The organism is Gracilibacillus sp. YIM 98692 (genome assembly GCF_010993965.1).
Classification (GTDB): Bacteria; Bacillota; Bacilli; order Bacillales; family Amphibacillaceae; genus Gracilibacillus.
Genome location: NZ_WIXM01000002.1, coordinates 212462 through 233545, shown reverse-complemented (window position 1 = coordinate 233545; position 21084 = coordinate 212462). Strand labels below are relative to the sequence as shown.

Sequence of the window (21084 nt, the reverse complement as noted above, 5' to 3'; positions counted from 1 at the left end):
TCGACAATTTCGTGACTATTCATAAAATGATAAGCAAAACCTGCTAAAAAGCTGGAATATCACCATATTCTAACCCGACAACCCCCAACCAATCCTTCATGCTTTTTTAACGGCATGCATATGTCGTAGTAAAACCAAACTGCGACACAGTAAAATATTATATAGTGCTTAAATCTCCCTCACTTTTGAAGCCTGTAATCATACGCTCCGACAACATACTTCGCTTTCCGCGGGCGGTTTTTAGCTAACTTGGTAAAGAAAAACCCTTTACCAAGTGGATCTTCAGCTCTCGCTGTCCCACAGGAGTCTCCGTATGTTGTCTACGCTAGTGAGTTGGTACGAATTATGATTTGTTTCATTTTTCCATAGGTTTGATGATATTTTCTCACTCAAAACGAGCACCAACTTAAGCTGTGGAAAAATACGAGACTCCTGTGGGAATGGAACAGTCTGAAGACCCCGCAGGAAGCGCTTTTTGCTTCCGAGGAGGCTGAAGCGTTCCCCACGGCAAAGCAGACACTGCGAAAGCGACCAAAGGAAGCTTGAGTAGATGTCGCACTTGTGCCCTTGGGTGAAAGCGAGTGTTTTTCCGCAGCGACGATTAAGCACTCATCTTTAAACGAGAGGGGGAAAATATTTATAAGTTATTGCGTAGTTTATAGCTATTACGAATGAATTTTTTATGCTTTTAAAAAAACCTGGAATATGTAGATACATATTCCAGGTATATTAACTACCACCATACTAAAGCACACAAGGCTAGAATAGTTAAAAAGGCGGTGAAGACTCCCCCATAAAACATTAGTGCTGGCATTTCGTGTCCTTTATGGCTCATATGCATAAAATAATACAATTGGAAGCCAATCTGTACAGCAGCTAAAACTAGTATGACGGGAATCACAAAAAGACTATTCAAGTCAGATATCACCATTCCAAATGCAATGATCGTGAAAATAATCATTAACGCAAAGGAAATAACTTGCTGTTTCATTTCTTCTTTATTCTTTTGTTTTTCGTAATCATATTGTTCAGTAGTTTTAGATACTTCTTCTGCCATTTGTTAAAGCACCCCCATTAAGTAAACTACTGTAAAGATAAATACCCATACAACATCAATAAAGTGCCAGTAAAGACTAGCTATATAATATTTTGGGGCATTGTATAAATTTAATCCTCGTTTCGCATTACGAATCATTAATGAAACAATCCATAATAAACCAAACACAACGTGCCCACCATGAAAGCCAACTAACGTATAGAAAGCTGAACCAAATGCGGATGAGCGCATAGTAAAGTGATACCCATGAATATAATGATAAAACTCATAGATCTCACAAGCAAGGAAACCAAGACCTAGTGCCACTGTAATGCCTAACCACAACTGCATTTTCTTAAAATCATTATTTTTCATGTGATACATAGCATACACACTAGTTAATGAACTCGTAAGCAGCAGCATCGTCATGATAAATACGAGCCCTAAACCAAATAATTCTTCAGAGGATTTCCCATCGTTAACGGAATTTCTTAATGCTAAATAGGTACCGAACAAACTCGCAAAAAGTACCGTTTCTCCACCTAAGAAGAACCAAAAACCGATAAACTTATTTTTCCCTTCTAGGGTGGCCTTTTCAGGATTATGAGGCATATGTTTCGGATTCAGTATATCTTGATCACTCATTATTCCCCAGCCTCCTTATCTAAATCTTCTTTATGGATATGGAATCCTAAGTCGTCTTTAACGGAGCGAATGAGCATTGTCGCGAGTGAAATACCCATGCCGATAAATATTAAAGTTAACCATGACAGGTCATACTTTTGATAAATAAAACCAAAACCAGCCACGAAGAAACCAAATGACATGATGATCGGTAATATGGAGCCATTAGGCATGTGAATATCTCCCAATGGTTCAGCTGGGGTCAATCCTTTACGGCCTTCAGACTTCTCTACCCATAATGCATCCAGTCCTCGAATTAAAGGTGTCTGTTTGAAATTATAGAAAGGAGCTGGTGATGAAATGGCCCATTCTAATGTGCGTCCATCCCATGGGTCTCCTCCTACTTTTTCACCTTTTATACAAGTTAAAACAATATTATATAGCAGTACGATGGTACCTAAGCCCATCATAAGAGCACCTATGGTACTTATAAAGTTACCTAAATCTAAATTTTGATCTTCTAAATATACCCAGTATCTTCTCGGCATCCCCATCAAACCTAAGAAATGCTGAATAAAGAAGGTTAAATGGAAACCGATGAAAAATAACCAAAAAGTTAATTTGCCTAATTTTTCGTTTAGCATTGTACCAAACATTTTTGGCCACCAATAATGAAGCCCAGCGAATAAGCCGAAGACAACTCCACCTACAATAACATAATGGAAGTGAGCTACAACGAAATATGAATCATGATATTGATAGTCAGCCGTTGCTGCTGCAAGCATAACACCAGTCATACCACCAAGTGTAAATGTTGGAATAAAAGCTAATGTCCAAAGCATAGCTGTCGTCAACTTAATATTTCCACCCCAAAGAGTAAACAGCCAGTTAAAAATCTTAATACCTGTTGGAACAGCAATTGCCATTGTTGCTACAGCAAAGATCGCGTTAGCTGCGGGCCCCATTCCAACTGTAAACATATGGTGTGCCCATACCATAAAACCTAAGAAACCAATCAGCACTGTTGCAAATACCATTGCTGTGTAACCGAATAATCGCTTCTTAGAAAATGTTGATATAATTTCACTAAAAATACCGAATGCAGGTAATATCAAGATGTAAACCTCAGGGTGTCCAAAAATCCAGAATAAATGCTGCCAAATAACAGAGTTACCGCCCATATCTGCATTAAAGAAACCTGCACCAAACAAACGGTCAAACATCATTAAAAACAAACCAACCGTTAGTGCTGGGAAAGCAAAAAGAATAAGTGCACTAACTACAAATGTTGTCCAAGTAAATAGAGGCATCCGCATATAGGTCATACCCGGCGCTCTCATATTAACAATTGTAACCAGAAAATTAATACCGGCAATTAATGTACCTGCACCAGAAATTTGCAGCCCTAGTACATAGTAGTCTACCCCTTCTCCAGCAGATGTTGTTGATAATGGTGCATAAGCAGTCCACCCTGCATCTGCTGCACCTCCTGTAAACCAACCAACATTCAGCATAATTCCACCGAAGAAGAATAACCAAAAACCTAATGAGTTTAAGAATGGAAACGCGACATCCCGCGCACCTATTTGCAAAGGAACGACCGCATTCATGAAAGCAAAAATTAACGGCATCGCTGCCAAAAATATCATGGTTGTCCCGTGCATTGTAATTAACTCGTTATAAAATCCTGCACTTACAAAATCGTTCATTGGCTGAATTAATTGCCATCTAATTGCGAGTGCTTCCAATCCACCTAATAGGAAAAAGAAACCACCTGCAACCAAATACAAAATAGCAATTTTTTTGTGGTCAACCGTTGTTATGTAATCCCACAAAGCGGAGCCAAAGCCTCGTTTATTTGCTGCTATTGTACTCACGTTGAGTTAACCTCCCTTTATTTTTCGTATTGGATCTGTTTATTGTGCACTATCAGGTGTAATATCTGAAGGTTTTAACTGCATCAGATATTCTGCAATTTTATCAGCTTCATCTTCACCAATAGTGTCATCTTGTAAATAATCTGCACCTAACATTCCATTTCCAGGTTTTTTAGATGCTGGATCTAAGATCCACTCTACTAACTCTTCTTTATTATATTCCAGTACACCAGCAATCATAGTGCGATCGCCAAAGTTTGATAAATTTGGACCAACAGACGGAGTATTACCAACTGCATGACAGCCAAGACAACTATTTTCGAATAGTTCTTGTCCTTCCTGTGCTGTGGTTGTATCAGGGGTTGTTTCTCCATCTAAGTTTTGCATATCAGAAACCCATTCCTCGTATTCTTCTGGACTCACTGCTACAATTTTAAAATCCATAAGTGAGTGAGAATCACCACAAAACTCTGCACATTTACCCCAGTACACACCTTCTTCATAAGCTTCTATGTACATAGAGTTTTCATTTTCCGGATTGACATCCATTTTCCCTGATAAAGAAGGTACCCAGAAAGAGTGTAAAACGTCACTTGAAAGCATATTGACATATACTTTCTCTCCTGTTGGTATGTACAAATCTTGACTTGTTTGAATTCCTTCATCCTCGTATTCAAAGTGCCACCAGAATTGCATACCTGTTACACTCACGTTGATACTGTCTTCTTTTTCTGATTCATCGGCTAAATCATACGTAGTAGCAACTGTTGGAACAGCAATAATAATTAATAATAGAATTGGAATTACTGTCCAAATAACTTCTAGTGTATGATTTCCTTCTGTTTGCTTCGGGATCATGTTTTCCTGTCCCTTTTTCTGACGATAACGGATAAGCACATATACGTAAATCGCCATAACCACAATAAAAACAAAAATCATCACTAAAATAGAAATAATAATGATTCGAAATGATTCCTCTGCCCCATAACCTTTCGGCACTAGTGCAGTAAGGTTTTCTCTACCACAAGCGGAAAGGACGATGGTCATTAAAATAAATAGTGACAGAGTTCGGATTTTTCCCATCCAATCTTTCATTGTTATACCTCTCTTTCTATAAATAACTTTATTATATTATTTAGAAAAACTTGACATAAAGGCCAAGTTCTACTGACTAAACTAATGATTAAAATATTCATGGATAGTTAAAACAATAATGTCGGCAATGTCACAACAATCATTAAAAAGAAAATCACTGTTAAATATATTAACGAATATATAAACATGTGGTTTGCCCACTTATGATCTTCGTTGGTTATCAAACCTTTAATAGATATAATGAGCCATCCTACATTAAGAATCGTCGCTATTACTAAGAAAATATTACCTAATTCATATAGGAAGAATGGTGTTGGGAGTAAACATGTTACATAGATCACCATTTGCCTTTTGGTAATATTAAAACCATGTACAACTGGTAACATTGGTATATTCGCTGCTCTATATTCATCCACTTTCTTCATTGCAATAGCTAAAAAGTGCGGTGTTTGCCATATAAATATGATGAGAAATAATATCCAAGCAGCAGGATGTAAATTCGAATCAACGCTCGACCAACCTATCAATGGAGGCACCGCTCCAGATAGGCTGCCAATAGCTGTATTTATCGTATACTTTCTTTTAGACCACATCGTATATAACACGACATAACTAAACCAGCCTATCATACCAAAAATGGCAGTTTGAATAGAAGCTAAGGACAATATCAGTATACCTACGACAGAAAAAGCTATTCCCATTACCATGACGTGCTGTAAAGATATAGAACCTGTGACAGTAGGTCTTGACTGTGTTCTATCCATTACATGGTCAATATCTCTGTCATAATAGTTATTTAAAATACACCCACCAGCTATAACAAACGCAGTTCCTATCACGGTTACTAGTAAAATATGCCAAAACTCAGCTAAGGAGGCACCAGTATAATAAAGTGCTAACCAGAATCCAGCAAATGCAGTCATTGTATTGGAATTAATAATTCCTATTTTCAATAATGCTTTTAAATCAGACCACTGATATAGATAATTCTTCGAACCCGCTGGAACAATTGGTTCATTCGAAGTCCATTGCATTTTGTCCATGGCTGCTGTTACCTCCTTTCTTTCCTTACCCAATCATGACAATTAACTTATGAATCATTGATATTGTATCATGTATTGACTTGGTTCGCTATTTAACTTGACGAAACATTTAAAAAAATGACATTTTTGTGAACAAATCAGAATGTGATCATTTTTTACACACTAGTTCATGAATATCTGTTATAATGGGTAAGATTTTTTAAAACATGTTGTATAGCATATTATACCCTATTTATTTCTAGCATATTAAAACAATATTATGCAAGAGTTTTCTCTTTTTAATGACATTAAATTTGATTCATGTTAGTATATTTGGAGCATTTATAGTGTTGGTTATACATGATATACGCTATGAGGTGTCAAAATGGTGAAATTTTTAAAATATTTATCTGTTCTGTCTACAGTAGCAATGGTTTTTGTTTTAGTAGGCGGAGCACTCGTTACAAAAACTGAATCAGGGATGGGCTGTGGCGCAAATTGGCCGTTTTGCTATGGTGAATGGTCCATGGAAATGTTTATTGAACTTAGTCATCGAATTGTTTCTTCTATTGCAGGATTTCTAGTGCTTTTATTATCTATTTTCTCTTGGAAGCACATTGGTCATATAAGAGAAACCAAATTTCTTGCTTTTGTATCGATCTTCTTCCTTGTATTGCAAGGCTTAATTGGAGCAGCTGCTGTATTATGGCCCCAATCCGACTTTGTTCTAGCTTTACATTTTGGTATTTCACTTATATCCTTTGCCGCCGTCCTATTATTAACATTGCTTATCTTTGAAGTTGATCAAAAGTTTGATGCATCCTTATTACATATAAGCAGGCCTTACCGAAAACAATTTATTTTCTTAACGATATATATCATGATAGTGGTTTATTCAGGTGCTCTTGTACGACACATTGATTCTAGTCTTGCTTGTCCAAGCTGGCCGTTTTGTGTAAACAACCAACCTCTTTTGTTTGATTATCACTTAGGGCAATGGGTACAAATGGGACACAGATTTTTAGCAGGATTTGCTTTTATTTGGACATGGATTCTTTTCTTTTTAATTAAAAGAGATTACAAGCATAGTCAAGTCATGTACAAAGGGTGGAGCATCGCAACTATTTTGATCACTTTACAAGTAATGATGGGAGCATTCGTTATAATTACGGTTGGCAATTTAGGGATCGCTTTATTACATGCCTTGTTCATTTCTCTTTATTTCGGTTTACTTTGTTATTTCTTACTCCTTTCATACCGCAGCAAATCATAAAGAACACTAGGCTAACGCCAAGCCTATGGGCGCAGCGCGATAGCCTAATTACAATTATCTATCTTCCTCATCGTGGTAGCTACGTCGAATCCCCTTCATCTGTAACACGATATTAATGCTGGTATGGAAAAAAGCATGGCTGTCTTTGACAGCCATGCTTTTTATCGCTTATGAAAATGACCTCTGTTTCGTGAAAGTATTTTGCTCTGCATGATCCTCTGTTTCGGCTTCTCCTTCATATTGGAAGCGATGATAATTCACATGCCGTGCTATATTATTTAATATACCTGTCGACAATAACATAACTACCAAAGATGTCCCCCCATAGCTTACAAATGGTAAAGGTACACCAGTAATTGGCAACAGGCCGCTTATAGCTCCTAGATTAATCATGGCTTGAATTCCAACCATAGAGGATATCCCGATTGCTAATAATGTACCAAATTGATTTTGACACTTTTTCGCAATAAACAATCCTCTTAATATAATTAACAGCAAATTTACCAGGACAAATAACACACCAAAAATACCAAGCTCTTCCGAAATAACAGCCATGATAAAATCACTTTCAGCTTGTGTTAAATACCCTAACTTTTGAATTCCTTGTCCTAATCCCAATCCCGATAGACCTCCGGTGCCAATCGCAATATAGGATTGAATAAGTTGATAACCACCATCCTCTGGATCTTCAAAAGGATGATATGCCCCTGAAAAACGTGAAAACTTTTCATCAGTAACCATATGTATGCTTAAAGCAATTAGAACCGTAATGCCAATTAATGCCAGAAAGGAAATATGTCTCACTTTTATTCCAGAACTTAATATAACCGTACAGGCTATTGAAAAAATAATCGCTGCAGTTCCAATATCCGGCTGTAAAATGATTAATCCAAGTAATACACCTGTTACTACTAACGGTGGCAGTACACCCTTAAAGAAATCCCCAATGTATGCTTGCTTTTTCGTATATACAGAAGCCAAGTAAATAATCAGGCCAATTTTCACAAATTCTGAAGGTTGTACAGAAAATGGCCCAATTAATATCCAAGACCTCGAATTGTTCAATGTTATACCAAAAAACTCAACAGCAAGTAAACCAGTAAATAGTAATAAGACGATCCATTTGGTAAGTTTTGGGTAAAATTTATAATTAAAAAAACTAGTAAATAAAAATGCGACTAATCCAACTAAAAACCAAATTAATTGTTTAACCATTAAATCAGTCGCTGGATCTCCTTCTAACATGGAGGTGACCATACTTGCACTATATACCATCACAATCCCAAATCCAGACAGCAACAACGGTGGCAACATCAAGGTAAAATCGAACGTTTTATTTCTATGTTTCATGACAGTACCTCTTTTATTTTATTATTTAAAAATACTATCGGACTTCCTAAAAATATAAAAACCTTGCCAATCATGACAAAGTTTTATATAGCCTAATTATCTAACGTTTTTGTGAAGCTTCATGCAATTTATTTAATTCTCTTTCTAAATTGTCTAACAATTTCTTTCCATCCTCTTCACGTACTAGATTTAATCGCACAGCAAAATCGATTTCTCTAGACAAACCAAACATTTGTGTATCTAGTACTTCTTCATATAAAGGACATTGTGGCATTGTTAAGTTATCTATTTGAACTTTTATTAATTGCAAAATTTTGTCAGCATCAGCCTTAAGAAGGGCATAGGCTTGCTCCTCTTTACTTACAGCCACTTCAGGTATCAAAAAAATCCCCTCCGTTTAAACTAACTTCTATTTATTATATTATCGTGAATGTCGCAAAAATGCAAGATAATCCTGTTACACTACTATAAAATCTATTCTATCTTTTTAACTTTAATGCATAATTTTTCATTGTCTGCTATCCTAATAGATAAAGAGAAAAACTGAGGTGATTATGTTGATAGTACAAATCAAAGGTAATGTCAAATACCCGATTACACTTGACCCAAGTGTTTGGATTTTTGATGACAGAAAAATTTTGTTTGACAATGCATTTAGCCAACCTGCAACTGAAGATATTGAACTAGATGAAGTAGAGCTTACTGGGAATAGAATTAAACCTCCTGTTAATAAAAGCATTCGTAAATATAATAAAAAAGAATTATTGTCAAATTCTTACGCGATGCCTATTCATGATTTTCTGCTAAATGCTGAGATCGATAATGATGCAACTGAAGTTATCCTAGAAACAGATCAAGGTCAGGAAAACATCTCAATCAAACAATTAATGGATTCATTACTATTATTTTCTATTAATGGAAAGCAAATTAAAGAACAAGGTCCTGTTCATTTCTATTTTGGAGATGGTTCTAACCAAGACAATCCGATTAAAGGTATAAAAAAAATACATATAAAGTGAAACTCAATCAGGGTGTTAGCGCCGTTATCCCCCACTTAAATTTCTTTGCTTTACTTAAACTTTTGAAGTGGGGTTTTACGGACGATTGTTCACCGTGATAAAATAAAAAATATAAATTACCCTCTTAACTCTTTGTATATTTTATTAATTCAAACAGAAAATATACGAAGAAAAGGAGGGTATTTTATATGAAAAAGCTTTTGGTTTTCACTGTTGCTTTTACTTTATTAACCGCCTGTCAAGAGAATACGGATACAGAACGCACTCAGGAGAATAACCAACCACTGGATACGATACAATTAAGAAATTCAGATCCTGGTCAGCAAGAAGACCTTAATAATCAAGAAAAAGCACAACGTCTTGCTAATTTAGCCGGCAGTGTACCTAATGTAAATGATGCTTCTGCGTTGATTACGAATAGAGCGGTAATTATTAGTATAGATGTGGACGATGATCTAGATCAGACTCATGTCGGGTCCATAAAATACAGTGTTCTAGAAGCCGTTCATCACGATCCTTACGGAGCAAATGCCGTGATAGTCGCGGATGCAGATATGCATAAAAGGCTACAAGGGATAGGTGATAAAATTCAACAAGGTCATCCAGTAGAAGCATTTACAGAAGAATTAGCTAATATTACAGGAAGATTAATGCCAGAATTGCCAATTAACGACCGAAAAGTTAGAGATGAAGACCAAAATAGACAAATACTAAACGAAGACGAGCAAGAGAACTTGGACAAAATTACAGATGAGCAATCTAATCATCAACAATCCAAATCCAATTAATAATAGCAATAAAAGAAGCTTATGCTCAGCTTCTTTTATTGCTTTACTTTGTTGTAATATTGAACACCGTATTGCGATCCTTCTGCTACCATATCCGCATTTTCCAAACTCGCTTTAGAAGGATTTCCTGCCTCTTCTAATGGTAAATTGCTATCATTATTTTTTGACATAGATTTCATTTGCGAAAACTTTGATTTTAATTTTTCTCTTTTTCCTTTATCAACAAGCATATACGTAGTGGCTGCTGCCCCTGCAGCTCCAATAATACTAATCATGCCTTTCTTACGCATTTCCATAACACCCCTTATAGTGATTATTTACTATACATTTACCCTTATTGGTATATTTAAAACATCGTTTACTATAGGTGTTTATCTTAAATAAGTATATGTTACAATAAAGATATATGAAGAGCAGGTATAGATCTATTAAATAAAAATGAGGTGAAAACATGCGCGTCAAATGTGTCATTTGTGATAAGATAAATCGTATTGATAATGATTGCCCACAAGCTAAAAAACTTCGTAATCGATTAATTCACACATATATGTGCCCTACTTGCGATGAACGAATTGCTCAAAATACACTAAAACGTCATCAAACTGGTAATTTTCGATTATTTAAACAAAAAGAAGTAGGAGATCTATATATATAGAAAAAAGGCTGAAACAAAATGTTTCAGCCTTTTCTCATGATTCCTCTGAATTAAATTGTTGTTTCCGTTCATGATGTAATCTAAGCCTGTACACTCCCATTACAATAGCTATTATAAATAGACTTTCAGCTAGTGGCAGGTTAAGTCCAAATATAAGTGTTAAAAAGAATGTTCCGATGATTAATAAAACGTAGATAATAAATGATTTCAACGGAGATAACTTTTTAGCAAACCCAAATTTATATGCTAAAATGGCAAGCACTACTACTGTTATGTATAAGTAGAAAAAACCTTTGATTAAAAGAGCCAGTTCACTCTCATTGGAGATATTCACTTCCCCACCTAGATCTTTCATGAAAAAATCTGCAACAGGCCATAAATTATCTGGTACTTCTATCATCATATCATTTTCCATTATTACCTCACACACGCTTTCTTGAACTTTAAATCTATGATTCAAACAATTTCTATCATACTAAATTAGAATATGATATGCTAGTGAAAAAGATAAAAAAGTTTTAGACATACATAAATTGAGGTGAAATTGTGAAGAACATTCAGTTGACCAAGTTACTACTAGCAATCTTGGTTATTTTATCATTCTCTGGAGCTGGTGTAGCAATTGCTTTTCGAAATATTTGGTTTATCCTTTTAGCCATTCTGTTAGGATTTTTTATTATGGGATATGGTATTGCCCAAAAAAGAAAAGAATCCTAATAAAGCAACCTATACTCACGCAACTTGTGAGTATAGGTTGCTCTATGAAGTTACTCCTTTAATTCAATATAATCTGTTAACAATCGTTCAGATATTTGCTTATTACTAGCTACTATGGTATTACCTTCTAATAAATTTACCGGTTCACGATTAGCTTGTACCGTAATACCACCTACTTCATTTAATAAAATATATCCTGCTGCAAAGTCCCATGGTGCTAATTTCATTGTTATATATCCGTCTAGAATTCCTTCCGCTATGAATGCAAACTCTAATGCTGCTGAACCGTATGAGCGTGTTCCTCTGCTATCTTTAATTAATTGCTGTATTTTCCGTTCATTTACTCTTTTATTTTCACATGCTAAGGAACTATTTAAAGCAATAATACTTGTTTCTAATTGGACTTCATTACTTAATAGATCTAATTTTTTGTCATTACGAAATGCACCTTCCCCTTTTACAGCAGTGTAAAGCACATCCTCCATCACATTATATATAATTCCAATTTCACCAACACCATCATGATATATACCTACAGATATGGCAAAGTTTCTTTTTTGATGGACAAAATTCATCGTGCCATCAATTGGATCAACAATCCATACTGTTCCGTCCAATGACTGCACATTATCGCCGTATCCTTCCTCCCCTAAAAGTTGATGATTCGGATAATGCGATTTAATTTGTTTTTGAAAGTATTGTTCTGTCGATTGATCTACTTCTGTAACTAAGTCATTTGCATTTGATTTTGTATCGACCTTAAATTGTTGGTGAATTTGTTCTCTTATTTTATCACCAGCTTCATAAACCCAAACTTTCGCATTTTGAAAGAGTTTTTTTCGAATGGCATCATCCATCATACTTCCTCCAGTCTATACTTGAATAATACCTATTTTAGCAAAAATTTAAACAATTTAAAAATCATACTTCTTCTTTGCTTTAAACAAATAATTAATTTAAAATAATAATTAAAACATTTAAGCAAGAAAGGTGAACGAAACCATGACTTTTACAGGATTTGAAGAAAAAGATTTTGAAACATTTTATATTGATGGTCTTGATGAACGAATGAATGCGATCAAAGAGCGTATTCAACCGAAATTTCGGGCTATTAGTGAAGAAATCATAGAAGACTTACAAGCTTTCACTAAACAGGATATGTATCTACATGTCGCAAAGCATGCAAGAAGAACCGTTAACCCTCCAGATGACACATGGGCTGCATTTGCGCATAATAAACGCGGTTATAAAAAGCATCCACATTTTCAAATTGGACTTTGGCATGACAACTTTTTCATATGGTTAGCATTTATATATGAGCTCCCTCATAAGAGTGATATTGCTAAACAATTTTTACAAGACCAAAAAGATATAGAAGATAGAGTTCCTAATGATTTTTATATTTCATTAGACCATACAAAAAATGAAGCAAAGCAAATAAAAGATATAGATCTTACGAAGGCATTAGAAAGATTTCAGAATGTAAAAAAAGGTGAATTTCTAATTGGAAAGAAGCTTAACGCAGATGACCCAATAGTCCAAGATGGTGATTCACTTATTCAAGAAATTAAGGAAACCTTCCATACATTATCACCACTATATCGTTCCTCAATGGGATAAACATTGTGAGACACAAGAATCGGAAATACCATTCTTGTGTTTCTTTTTTCCGTATAGGAAAGGATAAATTGTTAGAGGAAGCAATTTCGATGTAGTTGGAAATTTTAGGAATATAGATAAGGGCAACTACGTCTCTGACTTCGCCAAAGGCTCGTCAATCGACGAGTTTTCTTTATATCAAATGGTGTAACATGTCTTACATCTATACGTCTAATTAATGAGATTTCATACCGGAGGCTAATTGACATGTCAAATAAAGAACTTGTTTCCGAATGGTTTTACCAATATCATCAAGATGTATATCAGTTTTTAGTCTACTATACTGGTAGATTAGATACAGAAGACTTAGTACAAGAAGTATTTATTAAGGCGATGAAAGGCGCATCCAGATTTAATGGAAGATCCAGTGTTAAAACATGGTTATTTAGCATCGCTCGTTCTGTAGCGATTGATCAAATCAGAAAAGAAAAACGTCGCCCTTTTCATTTTGCCGTTCCATGGCAAAATACTTATGATCTAGGGCACGAACAAACACCTGAACAAATTGTCAAAGGGGATGAATCTAAACAAGAGTTATATCATGCTATCCATAGATTGAAGCGAAATTATCGAGATGTGATTATTTTACGAGCCATCCAAGAGCTTTCAGTTGCTGAAACAGCTCTTACACTTGGTTGGTCTAATCAAAAAGTGAGGACTACTTATTCAAGAGCGTTAAAAGCCTTGGGGAAATTACAAGGAGGATTATTTGATGGATAATCAAAAAAATAAAAGGATAGAGAAAGAGCTTCAATCCTTTCCTAATCAACAAATGAATAGAGATAAAGCTCAAAAAATACATGCTCAATTAATGAAAGAAGCGGATCTTCTCGATAAAAAACAAGAAAAAAGAATAATAATGAGACGATATGCTATTATCGTGATGACAACATTTGCTGCTTTATTATTTGCCGCTTTAGTCATTCTGCCAAGCAATGATGGGGATGAGCAAGCTGAAAACCACACTACATTTGATGAAGCAATAGATGGCTCGATAAACAGTAAATCCTTTCATTCTTCAGATATAGAAGAACAGCCATCTAAAGAAAGCGCACAAGACACAAAATCTGTTATTTTAGATCAAGCTGATTACATTATAGAGCTATTGGCGAATCAAGATTATAAGCAAATGGCTGAACATGTACATCAAGAAAAAGGGGTATTGTTTTCACCTTATGTGCATGTAAATGAGAATGATTTAATATTTGACGCAAATGAGGTTGCTGCTATGATGGAAGATAACTCCCAATATGTATGGGGGAGTGAAGATGGCAGTGGGTTCGATATAGAATTAACGCCAGCTGAGTACCATGAGGAATATGTATTTCCAGCTGATTTCCTTGATGCTGATGAAATTAATTATGACCAAACCGAAAACCGAGCAACAATGAAAAACAATATTCTTGAATATTTCCCTGACGCACACACTGTGGAATATCATAATACGGGGTCCGATGCTGAATTTGATTGGAAGAGCTTATTTTTAGTCTTTGAACAAAATCAATCAGGTGATTGGAAACTCATTGGCTTAATTGGTGATCGACATTCTATGTAAAATTAACACCCTGCCTATGGAATAGGCAGGGTGTTTTTTACATTTTAACCATATCATTCATATTTAAATCTTTCGCTTTTTTTATCACCCGGAATGGCACATAACCAGAATGTTTTTGGAATTTCCGATCCAACTGTTTTTCCTCACTTTTGGATGGTACAATTTCTTTATAACGATTGTAGGCTGCAATTAAATCTTGTTTTGGCACTCCTTTTTCATAGGCTTTTTCAATAATAGAAAAATAATTGACGACATCAATAATTTCGTCCGTTGACCAACTCTCATCAATTGGATAACTGTAATTCACTTTCCTCCACCTCGTTTCAAGCCTTTTCTGCTCATATTTTATCATCTAACCTATCCTTGTAGCAATCACGTGAGGCTCTTATTCAGGTAGTTTAATTGTGTTCGGGTCTGCCATTTTATATCCTTTTTCTCGTAGGCCTTTAACTATATCCTCTAATGCAGCGGAGGTCCACTTTCGGTCGTGCATTAATAAATTTGCACCAGGTTTTAAGAGAGAATAATTGACATCCACTTCTGGAGCCTCACCTGTCACCATCGCTTCTGTTAATTTTTCAGCATCCATATACGGTTCAAAATAATCATAACCATATGTCCAGTTCATTAGCAGCATCCCTTGATCTTTTACAAACTGTTTTGCGTAATCGGTATTAACACCGTTAGGAGCCCTAAAGAATTTTGGTGTTTCTCCAATAATGTCTTCAATTAATTCACTAAGTTCAAGGATTTCTTGTTTTTGGGTATCTTCATCTACTTCAGATAATCTCTGATGGTTATATGTGTGGTTCCCAATGGCAAAACCCATATCATGAATTTCTTTTAATATATTTTTTTGCTCATCGGTTTGAAGAAAATGACCATTCACAAAAAAGATTGCCGGCGCTTCTAATTCTTTTAATGTTTTTGCCATCTCTAATGTATGTTCATCAGGTCCATCGTCAATTGTAAGTAATACAACTTGTTCATTTACCTGATCATTTAATGGAACGAGATTCCATGATTCACTTAACTCATAAAGTGGTTGAGCCGTCTCTGGTTCAGGCTCTGGATCAGGTTCTTCTTCTTGTACAATCTCATCTGCCTGTTCTTCTTCCTCTTCACCATCATCCATTTCTTCCTCAGTGTGATCATCTGAATTTGTGATTTCCTCATTATTTACTTCTTCTTGTTCCGTATTGGACGGATCCGACAACTCATCAGGCTCTTCATTGTCATTACATGCTGCTAATAAAAGAATGACAAAAATCCCCATTAAAGTCATTGAACATTTTTTCACCTTTATATGCCCCCCTCGTTCCTTGGTAAAAAAAGAGTCTGCATAATTTATGCAGACTCCTAACTTAACATGACTTTATTTTACGATATGAATCGGTGTACCCATAGCAACTTCTGCCGCTTCCATCGTAATCTCACCAAGAGTTGGATGGGCATGGATGGTTAACGCTAAGTCTTCTGCAGTCATACCTGCTTCAATTGCTAAACCAATTTCCGCAATCATATCACTCGCATTTGGACCTGCAATTTGACCACCAATAAGTAGACCGTCCTCTTTTCTTGTAATTAAATTGATGAAACCATCGCTGTCATTTAACGAAAGAGCACGACCATTTGCCGCAAATGGGAATTTAGATGCTGTTACATCATAACCTGCTTCTTTCGCTTCTTCTTCTGTATATCCAACAGAAGCTAATTCTGGATCAGAGAATACAACTGCAGGAATTGCATGATAATCGATCTCAGCATTTTCACCTGCAATAGCTTCCGCTGCTATTTTTCCTTCATAAGAAGCTTTATGGGCAAGTGGAGGTCCTTCTACAATATCACCAATTGCATAAATGTTATCTATATTCGTACGGCATTGTTTGTCAATTTTAATTAGACCCTTGTCGTCCATTTCGATGCCTACTTGCTCTATGCCTAACTCTTCTGTATTAGGCTTACGTCCAACTGTTACAAGCACATAATCAGCTTCGATTGTTTCTTCTTTTCCGTTAGCTTCATATGTTACTTTCACGCCGTCTTTTGTTTCCTCAACACCTTGTGCCATTGCTTTTGTTACAATTTTAGCACCTTTTTTCTTCAACTTCTTCTTCACTAGTTGCTTCATTTGTTTTTCGAAGCCGCCTAGAATATCATCCATACCTTCTAGAATGGTTACTTCCGTTCCAAAGTTCGCATATGCAGAACCTAACTCAGTTCCGATATACCCACCACCGATAACAACCATTTTGCCAGGGATTTCATCTAGATTTAGTGCGCCAGTAGAGTCAAGGACTCTATCGGAATATTTAAATGTTGGCAATTCGATTGGTGAAGAACCAGTAGCAATAATGCAATTGTTAAAAGTATAAGTTTGAGAATTTTTTTCATCCATTACTTTTGCTGTATTTTTATCCACGAAGAATACTTCACCTTGAACAATGTCTACTTTATTACCTTTAAGAAGTCCTTCAACACCGCCAGTAAGTTTTTTAACAACAGAGCCTTTCCATTCTTGTACTTTAGAAAAATCAACGGAAACATTCTCTGTTTTTATTCCCATCTCATCTTCCCCATGAGCATGTTCTACACGATGACCTGCTTGAATAAGAGCTTTTGATGGAATACAACCTACGTTAAGACACACACCGCCGACTGTACCTTTTTCTACAACCGTAACTTTTTGACCAGTTTGTGCAGCTCGAATAGCAGCAACATAACCACCTGGCCCAGCACCTACTACAAGCGTATCAAGTTCAATAGGAAAATCTCCAACTACCATTATTTACCCCTCCATCATAATTAATTGTGGGTCTTCTAATAAGCGTTTGATTTGATTTAACGCTAACTGTGCTGTTGCACCATCCACAATTCTGTGATCAAAGCTTAGTGACAATGCTAATACCGGCGCTACAACAATCTCTCCATCTTTTACAACTGGTTTTTCTGCAATACGACCAATACCTAAGATAGCTGCTTCTGGGTAGTTAATAACTGGTGTAAACCATTGTCCACCTGCAGATCCAATGTTAGAAATAGTGCAAGATGCACCTTTCATTTCATCTGGAGCTAATTTACCTTCTCTTGCTTTTACTGCAAGTTCATTAATTTCTTGTGAAATAGCAAAAATGGATTTAGAATCTGCATTTTTCACTACTGGAACTAATAGGCCTTTTTCAGTATCTGCAGCAATTCCAATGTTGTAATAATGCTTTTGAATGATTTCATCTGTATCATCATCAATGGAAGCATTTAAAATTGGATATTTACTTAATGCAGATACAAGTGATTTCACTACATATGGCAAATATGTCAACTTAATTTCTTGTTCTGCTGCAATTGGCTTAAACTTCTTACGATGAGCAACTAGTTCTGTTACATCTACTTCATCGTGAAGTGTAACGTGCGGTGCTTTATGCTTAGAATTCACCATTGCACCAGCAATTGCTTTACGGATACCGCTCATCTTCTCACGAGTTTCTGGGAATTCGCCTTCTGGCTTTTGAGCAGCTGGTGCTTCTTGGCCAGTTGCATCGGTCTGATCTGCTGCATTAGCTGCAGGTGCTTCTGCTTTCTGATCGCCATTTATGAAGGCATCTACATCTTCTCTTAATACACGATTATTTTTTCCTGTACCTTGTACTTCTGCAATATTCACATTGTTATCACGTGCATATTTTCTAACAGAAGGCATCGCAATTACTCGGTTGTTAGGGTCTTTTGCAGCAGGCTCGTCCTTTTTACTGCTAGATGTATCTTCTGTTGCTGGTTTTTCTTCTGCTTCTTTTGCTTCCTCTTTTTCCTCTGTTGCAGGTTGGTCGTCTGAATCATCTTCACCTTCGTATCCTTCTGCATCGATCGATATAATTGTTTCACCAACCGTTGCAATAGAACCTTCGTCAAAATGAATTTCCTTAACCGTTCCATCTACTGGAGAAGGAATTTCAACGACTGCTTTGTCATTTTGAACTTCACAAAGTACATCATCTTCTTTGATTTCTTCACCTGGTTTAGCAAACCATTTTACAATTTCACCTTCATGGATACCTTCACCAATATCAGGTAATTTAAATTCAAAAGCCATTCAAATGACCTCCCGTCTCTGATTGTATTTTTAGAAATTAATGACTTTATTTGCTTTATCTATAATGTCGTTATAGTTTGGCAGCCAAACTTCTTCTGCTTGTGTAAAAGCATATACTGTATCTGGAGCTGCAACCGTTAAGATAGGAGCTTCTAAGTGTAAAATTGCTCGCTCTTGAATTTGTGATACAACATAAGAAGCAATACCTGCTTGTCTTTGTGCTTCCTGTACCATTACGACACGATTTGTTTTTTCAACTGATTGAATAATAGTGTCAAAATCAATCGGCATTACTGTGCGAAGATCAATTACTTCTGCTTGAATACCGTCTTTTTCAAGTTCTTCTGCAGCTTTTAGTGCAGAATGAACCATTGCACCATAAGCGATTAATGTAACATCAGAACCTTCGCGCTTAATATCAGCTTTCCCTAAATCTAATGTATAATCATCTTCTGGTACCTCTTCACGGAACGAACGATACAATTTCATATGCTCTAAGAATACTACTGGGTCATTATCTCGAATAGATGAAATAAGTAACCCTTTCGCATCATATGGACCAGATGGAATAACAACTTTCATACCTGGCTGTTGAGCAATTAAACCTTCTAATGAGTCAGCGTGTAATTCTGGTGTATGTACACCACCACCAAAAGGAGAACGAATCGTAATTGGTGCAGTTTGTGTGTTGCCAGAGCGATAACGCAAGCGAGCCATTTGTCCATTAATCGCATCCATCGCCTCATATACGAAACCAAAGAATTGAATCTCTGGTACAGGACGGAAGCCTTGTGTTGCTAAACCAATAGAGATACCTGCAATGCCAGATTCAGCTAAAGGTGTGTCAAAGACACGGTCTTCTCCAAATTCTTTTTGCAAACCTTCCGTTGCACGGAAAACACCGCCATTTTGACCGACATCTTCACCATATACTAAAACATTTTCGTCATTCTTAAGTTCTACGCGTAAACCATCAGTAATTGCTTGAATCATCGTCATTTGAGCCATGATTTACTTCGACTCCTTTGCTTTATATTCTTCCATTTGTTCCTGCAAGTGAGCTGGAAGTTCTTCATACATATTGCCGATTAAATCTGTCACTTTTTGCTTTGGTTGTTCATCTGTTTTCTTAATCGCTGCTTTGATTTCTTCTTTTGCTTTATCGATTACTTCATTCTCTTCTTCTTCAGACCATAACCCTTTTTCTTCTAGGAATTTACGGAATCGAACGATTGGGTCTTTTTTCTCCCACTCATTGTCCATATCTTCTGTACGATAACGAGTTGGGTCGTCCCCTGCCATAGTGTGTGGTCCATAACGATACGTTAATGTTTCAATTAAAGTCGGACCATCACCGTTAACAGCACGCTCTCTAGCTTGTTGCGTTGCAGCATATACTGCTAGTACGTCCATACCATCCACTTGGATCCCTTCAATCCCGGCAGCAACTGCTTTTTGCGCTAGTGTATCTGCAGCTGTTTGTTTTTCAACAGGAACGGATATAGCAAATTGGTTGTTTTGTACAACAAAAATCGCTGGAGCTTGGTAAGCACCTGCAAAGTTAATCCCTTCATAGAAATCACCTTGAGATGTACCACCATCACCAGTGTAAGTAATGGCTACAGATTTTTTACCTCGTTTCTTCATACCTAGTGCTACACCTGCAGCTTGTGTAATCTGTGCACCAATAATAATTTGAGGGCTCAGTGCATTAACGCCTTCAGGCATCTGATTACCATGGTAATGACCACGAGAGAATAAGAACGCTTGATATAATGGAAGACCATGCCAGATCAATTGTGGTACATCACGATATCCTGGCAAAATAAAATCTTCTTTTTCCAACGCAAAATGTGTACCTAATTGTGATGCTTCTTGACCAGCTGTTGGCGCATAAAAACCTAATCTCCCTTGTCGGTTTAGTGCAATTGAACGTTGATCAAGGATACGTGTATACACCATTCGATACATGATTTCTTTTAATTCTTCATCTGAAAGCTCAGGCATAGCGTCTTCATTGACAACTTTACCTTCTTCATCCAAGATTTGAAACGTTTCAAACTGGTTTTCAATATTTTCTAATGTACGTTTCAAAAAGACTCACCTCTTCCTTTCTCATTCCATTAATTTAAATTTATCAACATTAGCATTCCCAAAAGATTAAAAAATCTGTACCAAACTCATTATTATTGCTATACCCATTTATAACAAACAAATAACCTAAGTATTGTAATAACGAACTGTTACATAAAATAACACACTTTTTATTGGTACAATTTTTATCCATGTATAGTTTAGCTTATAGATAGAAGTTGGTCAAACACTTT

General features: G+C 36.1%; 24 protein-coding genes. 8 read left to right on the top strand and 16 right to left on the bottom strand.

Annotation, left to right across the window (positions count from 1 at the left end; all coding sequences use genetic code 11):
• Positions 1 to 733: 733 nt before the first annotated feature.
• The 5 genes from ctaF to cyoE all read right to left on the bottom strand — a co-directional run bounded on the left by ctaF (position 734) and on the right by cyoE (position 5675).
• Positions 734 to 1057, bottom strand: a complete 324-nt coding sequence (gene ctaF / locus GHD00_RS03345) for a cytochrome c oxidase subunit IVB (protein WP_163536692.1) — start codon at positions 1055 to 1057, stop codon at positions 734 to 736.
• Positions 1058 to 1060: 3 nt separating this feature from the next.
• Entirely contained in the window at positions 1061 to 1681 is a 621-nt protein-coding gene (locus tag GHD00_RS03340; protein WP_163536691.1) for a cytochrome (ubi)quinol oxidase subunit III, read from the bottom strand.
• Positions 1681 to 3537, bottom strand: a complete 1857-nt coding sequence (gene ctaD, locus GHD00_RS03335) for a cytochrome c oxidase subunit I (protein ID WP_163536690.1) — start codon at positions 3535 to 3537, stop codon at positions 1681 to 1683. The genes GHD00_RS03340 and ctaD overlap by 1 nt, the downstream gene beginning before the upstream one ends.
• 39 nt (positions 3538 to 3576) lie before the next feature.
• Complete coding sequence (gene coxB, locus GHD00_RS03330; protein WP_163536689.1) at positions 3577 to 4632, bottom strand: cytochrome c oxidase subunit II; 1056 nt, start codon at positions 4630 to 4632, stop codon at positions 3577 to 3579.
• Positions 4633 to 4739: 107 nt separating this feature from the next.
• The gene (gene cyoE, locus GHD00_RS03325) at positions 4740 to 5675 is read right to left on the bottom strand and encodes a heme o synthase (protein WP_163536688.1); all 936 of its coding nucleotides are present in this window, start codon (positions 5673 to 5675) and stop codon (positions 4740 to 4742) included.
• A gap of 364 nt (positions 5676 to 6039) precedes the next feature.
• Between cyoE and GHD00_RS03320 the strand changes: the two genes are divergently transcribed.
• Positions 6040 to 6927, top strand: a complete 888-nt coding sequence (locus GHD00_RS03320; RefSeq protein ID WP_163536687.1) for a COX15/CtaA family protein — start codon at positions 6040 to 6042, stop codon at positions 6925 to 6927.
• Between the two features lie 168 nt (positions 6928 to 7095).
• Here GHD00_RS03320 and GHD00_RS03315 read toward each other — a convergent pair whose 3' ends face one another.
• A complete protein-coding gene (locus tag GHD00_RS03315) occupies positions 7096 to 8277 on the bottom strand; it encodes an FtsW/RodA/SpoVE family cell cycle protein (protein ID WP_163536686.1) in 1182 nt (393 codons plus the stop codon).
• A 100-nt stretch (positions 8278 to 8377) separates the two neighbouring features.
• Positions 8378 to 8659 carry an Fpa/YlaN family protein gene (locus GHD00_RS03310; RefSeq protein ID WP_163536685.1) on the bottom strand — a complete coding sequence of 94 codons (282 nt, stop codon included), beginning with the start codon at positions 8657 to 8659 and terminating at the stop codon, positions 8378 to 8380.
• A gap of 175 nt (positions 8660 to 8834) precedes the next feature.
• On the opposite strand from GHD00_RS03310, the gene GHD00_RS03305 reads away from it, so the two are divergent.
• Together GHD00_RS03305 and GHD00_RS03300 are read left to right on the top strand one after the other, a co-directional pair.
• The gene (locus GHD00_RS03305) at positions 8835 to 9296 is read left to right on the top strand and encodes a hypothetical protein (protein ID WP_163536684.1); all 462 of its coding nucleotides are present in this window, start codon (positions 8835 to 8837) and stop codon (positions 9294 to 9296) included.
• A 188-nt stretch (positions 9297 to 9484) separates the two neighbouring features.
• Positions 9485 to 10084 carry a YhcN/YlaJ family sporulation lipoprotein gene (locus tag GHD00_RS03300; RefSeq protein WP_163536683.1) on the top strand — a complete coding sequence of 200 codons (600 nt, stop codon included), beginning with the start codon at positions 9485 to 9487 and terminating at the stop codon, positions 10082 to 10084.
• Between the two features lie 35 nt (positions 10085 to 10119).
• Here the strand turns inward: GHD00_RS03300 and GHD00_RS03295 are convergent, their stop codons facing one another.
• Complete coding sequence (locus GHD00_RS03295) at positions 10120 to 10374, bottom strand: hypothetical protein (protein ID WP_163536682.1); 255 nt, start codon at positions 10372 to 10374, stop codon at positions 10120 to 10122.
• 161 nt (positions 10375 to 10535) lie between these two features.
• Here GHD00_RS03295 and GHD00_RS03290 point away from each other — a divergent pair, with 161 nt between their 5' ends.
• Entirely contained in the window at positions 10536 to 10739 is a 204-nt protein-coding gene (locus GHD00_RS03290; RefSeq protein ID WP_163536681.1) for a YlaI family protein, read from the top strand.
• A 34-nt stretch (positions 10740 to 10773) separates the two neighbouring features.
• Here the strand turns inward: GHD00_RS03290 and GHD00_RS03285 are convergent, their stop codons facing one another.
• Complete coding sequence (locus tag GHD00_RS03285; protein ID WP_163536680.1) at positions 10774 to 11154, bottom strand: YlaH-like family protein; 381 nt, start codon at positions 11152 to 11154, stop codon at positions 10774 to 10776.
• 131 nt (positions 11155 to 11285) lie between these two features.
• On the opposite strand from GHD00_RS03285, the gene GHD00_RS03280 reads away from it, so the two are divergent.
• Positions 11286 to 11456, top strand: coding sequence for a DUF5325 family protein (locus GHD00_RS03280; protein WP_163536679.1), 171 nt, complete (start codon positions 11286 to 11288; stop codon positions 11454 to 11456).
• A gap of 50 nt (positions 11457 to 11506) precedes the next feature.
• Here the strand turns inward: GHD00_RS03280 and GHD00_RS03275 are convergent, their stop codons facing one another.
• Positions 11507 to 12313: an inositol monophosphatase family protein gene (locus GHD00_RS03275; RefSeq protein WP_163536678.1), complete on the bottom strand. Its 807-nt coding sequence runs from the start codon at positions 12311 to 12313 to the stop codon at positions 11507 to 11509.
• A gap of 145 nt (positions 12314 to 12458) precedes the next feature.
• On the opposite strand from GHD00_RS03275, the gene GHD00_RS03270 reads away from it, so the two are divergent.
• From GHD00_RS03270 to GHD00_RS03260, 3 genes are all read left to right on the top strand, one after another.
• Positions 12459 to 13076: a YktB family protein gene (locus GHD00_RS03270; RefSeq protein ID WP_163536677.1), complete on the top strand. Its 618-nt coding sequence runs from the start codon at positions 12459 to 12461 to the stop codon at positions 13074 to 13076.
• Between the two features lie 246 nt (positions 13077 to 13322).
• The gene (locus tag GHD00_RS03265; protein WP_163536676.1) at positions 13323 to 13835 is read left to right on the top strand and encodes an RNA polymerase sigma factor; all 513 of its coding nucleotides are present in this window, start codon (positions 13323 to 13325) and stop codon (positions 13833 to 13835) included.
• On the top strand, positions 13828 to 14670 hold the full coding sequence (locus GHD00_RS03260; RefSeq protein WP_163536675.1) for a hypothetical protein: 843 nt from the start codon (positions 13828 to 13830) through the stop codon (positions 14668 to 14670). The genes GHD00_RS03265 and GHD00_RS03260 overlap by 8 nt, the downstream gene beginning before the upstream one ends.
• 37 nt (positions 14671 to 14707) lie before the next feature.
• Here GHD00_RS03260 and GHD00_RS03255 read toward each other — a convergent pair whose 3' ends face one another.
• The 6 genes from GHD00_RS03255 to pdhA all read right to left on the bottom strand — a co-directional run bounded on the left by GHD00_RS03255 (position 14708) and on the right by pdhA (position 20851).
• Positions 14708 to 14977 (bottom strand): UPF0223 family protein, encoded by a 270-nt coding sequence (locus tag GHD00_RS03255; RefSeq protein WP_163536674.1) that lies wholly within the window; start codon positions 14975 to 14977, stop codon positions 14708 to 14710.
• Between the two features lie 78 nt (positions 14978 to 15055).
• A complete protein-coding gene (locus GHD00_RS03250; protein ID WP_346427601.1) occupies positions 15056 to 15970 on the bottom strand; it encodes a polysaccharide deacetylase family protein in 915 nt (304 codons plus the stop codon).
• Between the two features lie 75 nt (positions 15971 to 16045).
• Positions 16046 to 17455, bottom strand: a complete 1410-nt coding sequence (gene lpdA, locus GHD00_RS03245) for a dihydrolipoyl dehydrogenase (RefSeq protein WP_163536673.1) — start codon at positions 17453 to 17455, stop codon at positions 16046 to 16048.
• 3 nt (positions 17456 to 17458) lie between these two features.
• Complete coding sequence (locus GHD00_RS03240) at positions 17459 to 18757, bottom strand: dihydrolipoamide acetyltransferase family protein (protein WP_163536672.1); 1299 nt, start codon at positions 18755 to 18757, stop codon at positions 17459 to 17461.
• A 30-nt stretch (positions 18758 to 18787) separates the two neighbouring features.
• Complete coding sequence (locus GHD00_RS03235; RefSeq protein ID WP_163536671.1) at positions 18788 to 19765, bottom strand: alpha-ketoacid dehydrogenase subunit beta; 978 nt, start codon at positions 19763 to 19765, stop codon at positions 18788 to 18790.
• 3 nt (positions 19766 to 19768) lie between these two features.
• A complete protein-coding gene (gene pdhA, locus GHD00_RS03230; protein WP_163536670.1) occupies positions 19769 to 20851 on the bottom strand; it encodes a pyruvate dehydrogenase (acetyl-transferring) E1 component subunit alpha in 1083 nt (360 codons plus the stop codon).
• Positions 20852 to 21084: the final 233 nt, after the last annotated feature.

What these genes read in the sequence shown, in the direction of transcription:
- ctaF (WP_163536692.1), bottom strand. Translation starts at nt 1,057, where the DNA reads ATGGCAGAAGAAGTATCTAAAACTACTGAACAATATGATTACGAAAAA.
- GHD00_RS03340 (WP_163536691.1), bottom strand. Translation starts at nt 1,681, where the DNA reads ATGAGTGATCAAGATATACTGAATCCGAAACATATGCCTCATAATCCT.
- coxB (WP_163536689.1), bottom strand. Translation starts at nt 4,632, where the DNA reads ATGAAAGATTGGATGGGAAAAATCCGAACTCTGTCACTATTTATTTTA.
- cyoE (WP_163536688.1), bottom strand. Translation starts at nt 5,675, where the DNA reads ATGGACAAAATGCAATGGACTTCGAATGAACCAATTGTTCCAGCGGGT.
- GHD00_RS03320 (WP_163536687.1), top strand. Translation starts at nt 6,040, where the DNA reads ATGGTGAAATTTTTAAAATATTTATCTGTTCTGTCTACAGTAGCAATG.
- GHD00_RS03315 (WP_163536686.1), bottom strand. Translation starts at nt 8,277, where the DNA reads ATGAAACATAGAAATAAAACGTTCGATTTTACCTTGATGTTGCCACCG.
- GHD00_RS03300 (WP_163536683.1), top strand. Translation starts at nt 9,485, where the DNA reads ATGAAAAAGCTTTTGGTTTTCACTGTTGCTTTTACTTTATTAACCGCC.
- GHD00_RS03295 (WP_163536682.1), bottom strand. Translation starts at nt 10,374, where the DNA reads ATGCGTAAGAAAGGCATGATTAGTATTATTGGAGCTGCAGGGGCAGCA.
- GHD00_RS03290 (WP_163536681.1), top strand. Translation starts at nt 10,536, where the DNA reads ATGCGCGTCAAATGTGTCATTTGTGATAAGATAAATCGTATTGATAAT.
- GHD00_RS03285 (WP_163536680.1), bottom strand. Translation starts at nt 11,154, where the DNA reads ATGGAAAATGATATGATGATAGAAGTACCAGATAATTTATGGCCTGTT.
- GHD00_RS03275 (WP_163536678.1), bottom strand. Translation starts at nt 12,313, where the DNA reads ATGGATGATGCCATTCGAAAAAAACTCTTTCAAAATGCGAAAGTTTGG.
- GHD00_RS03270 (WP_163536677.1), top strand. Translation starts at nt 12,459, where the DNA reads ATGACTTTTACAGGATTTGAAGAAAAAGATTTTGAAACATTTTATATT.
- GHD00_RS03265 (WP_163536676.1), top strand. Translation starts at nt 13,323, where the DNA reads ATGTCAAATAAAGAACTTGTTTCCGAATGGTTTTACCAATATCATCAA.
- GHD00_RS03260 (WP_163536675.1), top strand. Translation starts at nt 13,828, where the DNA reads ATGGATAATCAAAAAAATAAAAGGATAGAGAAAGAGCTTCAATCCTTT.
- lpdA (WP_163536673.1), bottom strand. Translation starts at nt 17,455, where the DNA reads ATGGTAGTTGGAGATTTTCCTATTGAACTTGATACGCTTGTAGTAGGT.
- GHD00_RS03240 (WP_163536672.1), bottom strand. Translation starts at nt 18,757, where the DNA reads ATGGCTTTTGAATTTAAATTACCTGATATTGGTGAAGGTATCCATGAA.
- GHD00_RS03235 (WP_163536671.1), bottom strand. Translation starts at nt 19,765, where the DNA reads ATGGCTCAAATGACGATGATTCAAGCAATTACTGATGGTTTACGCGTA.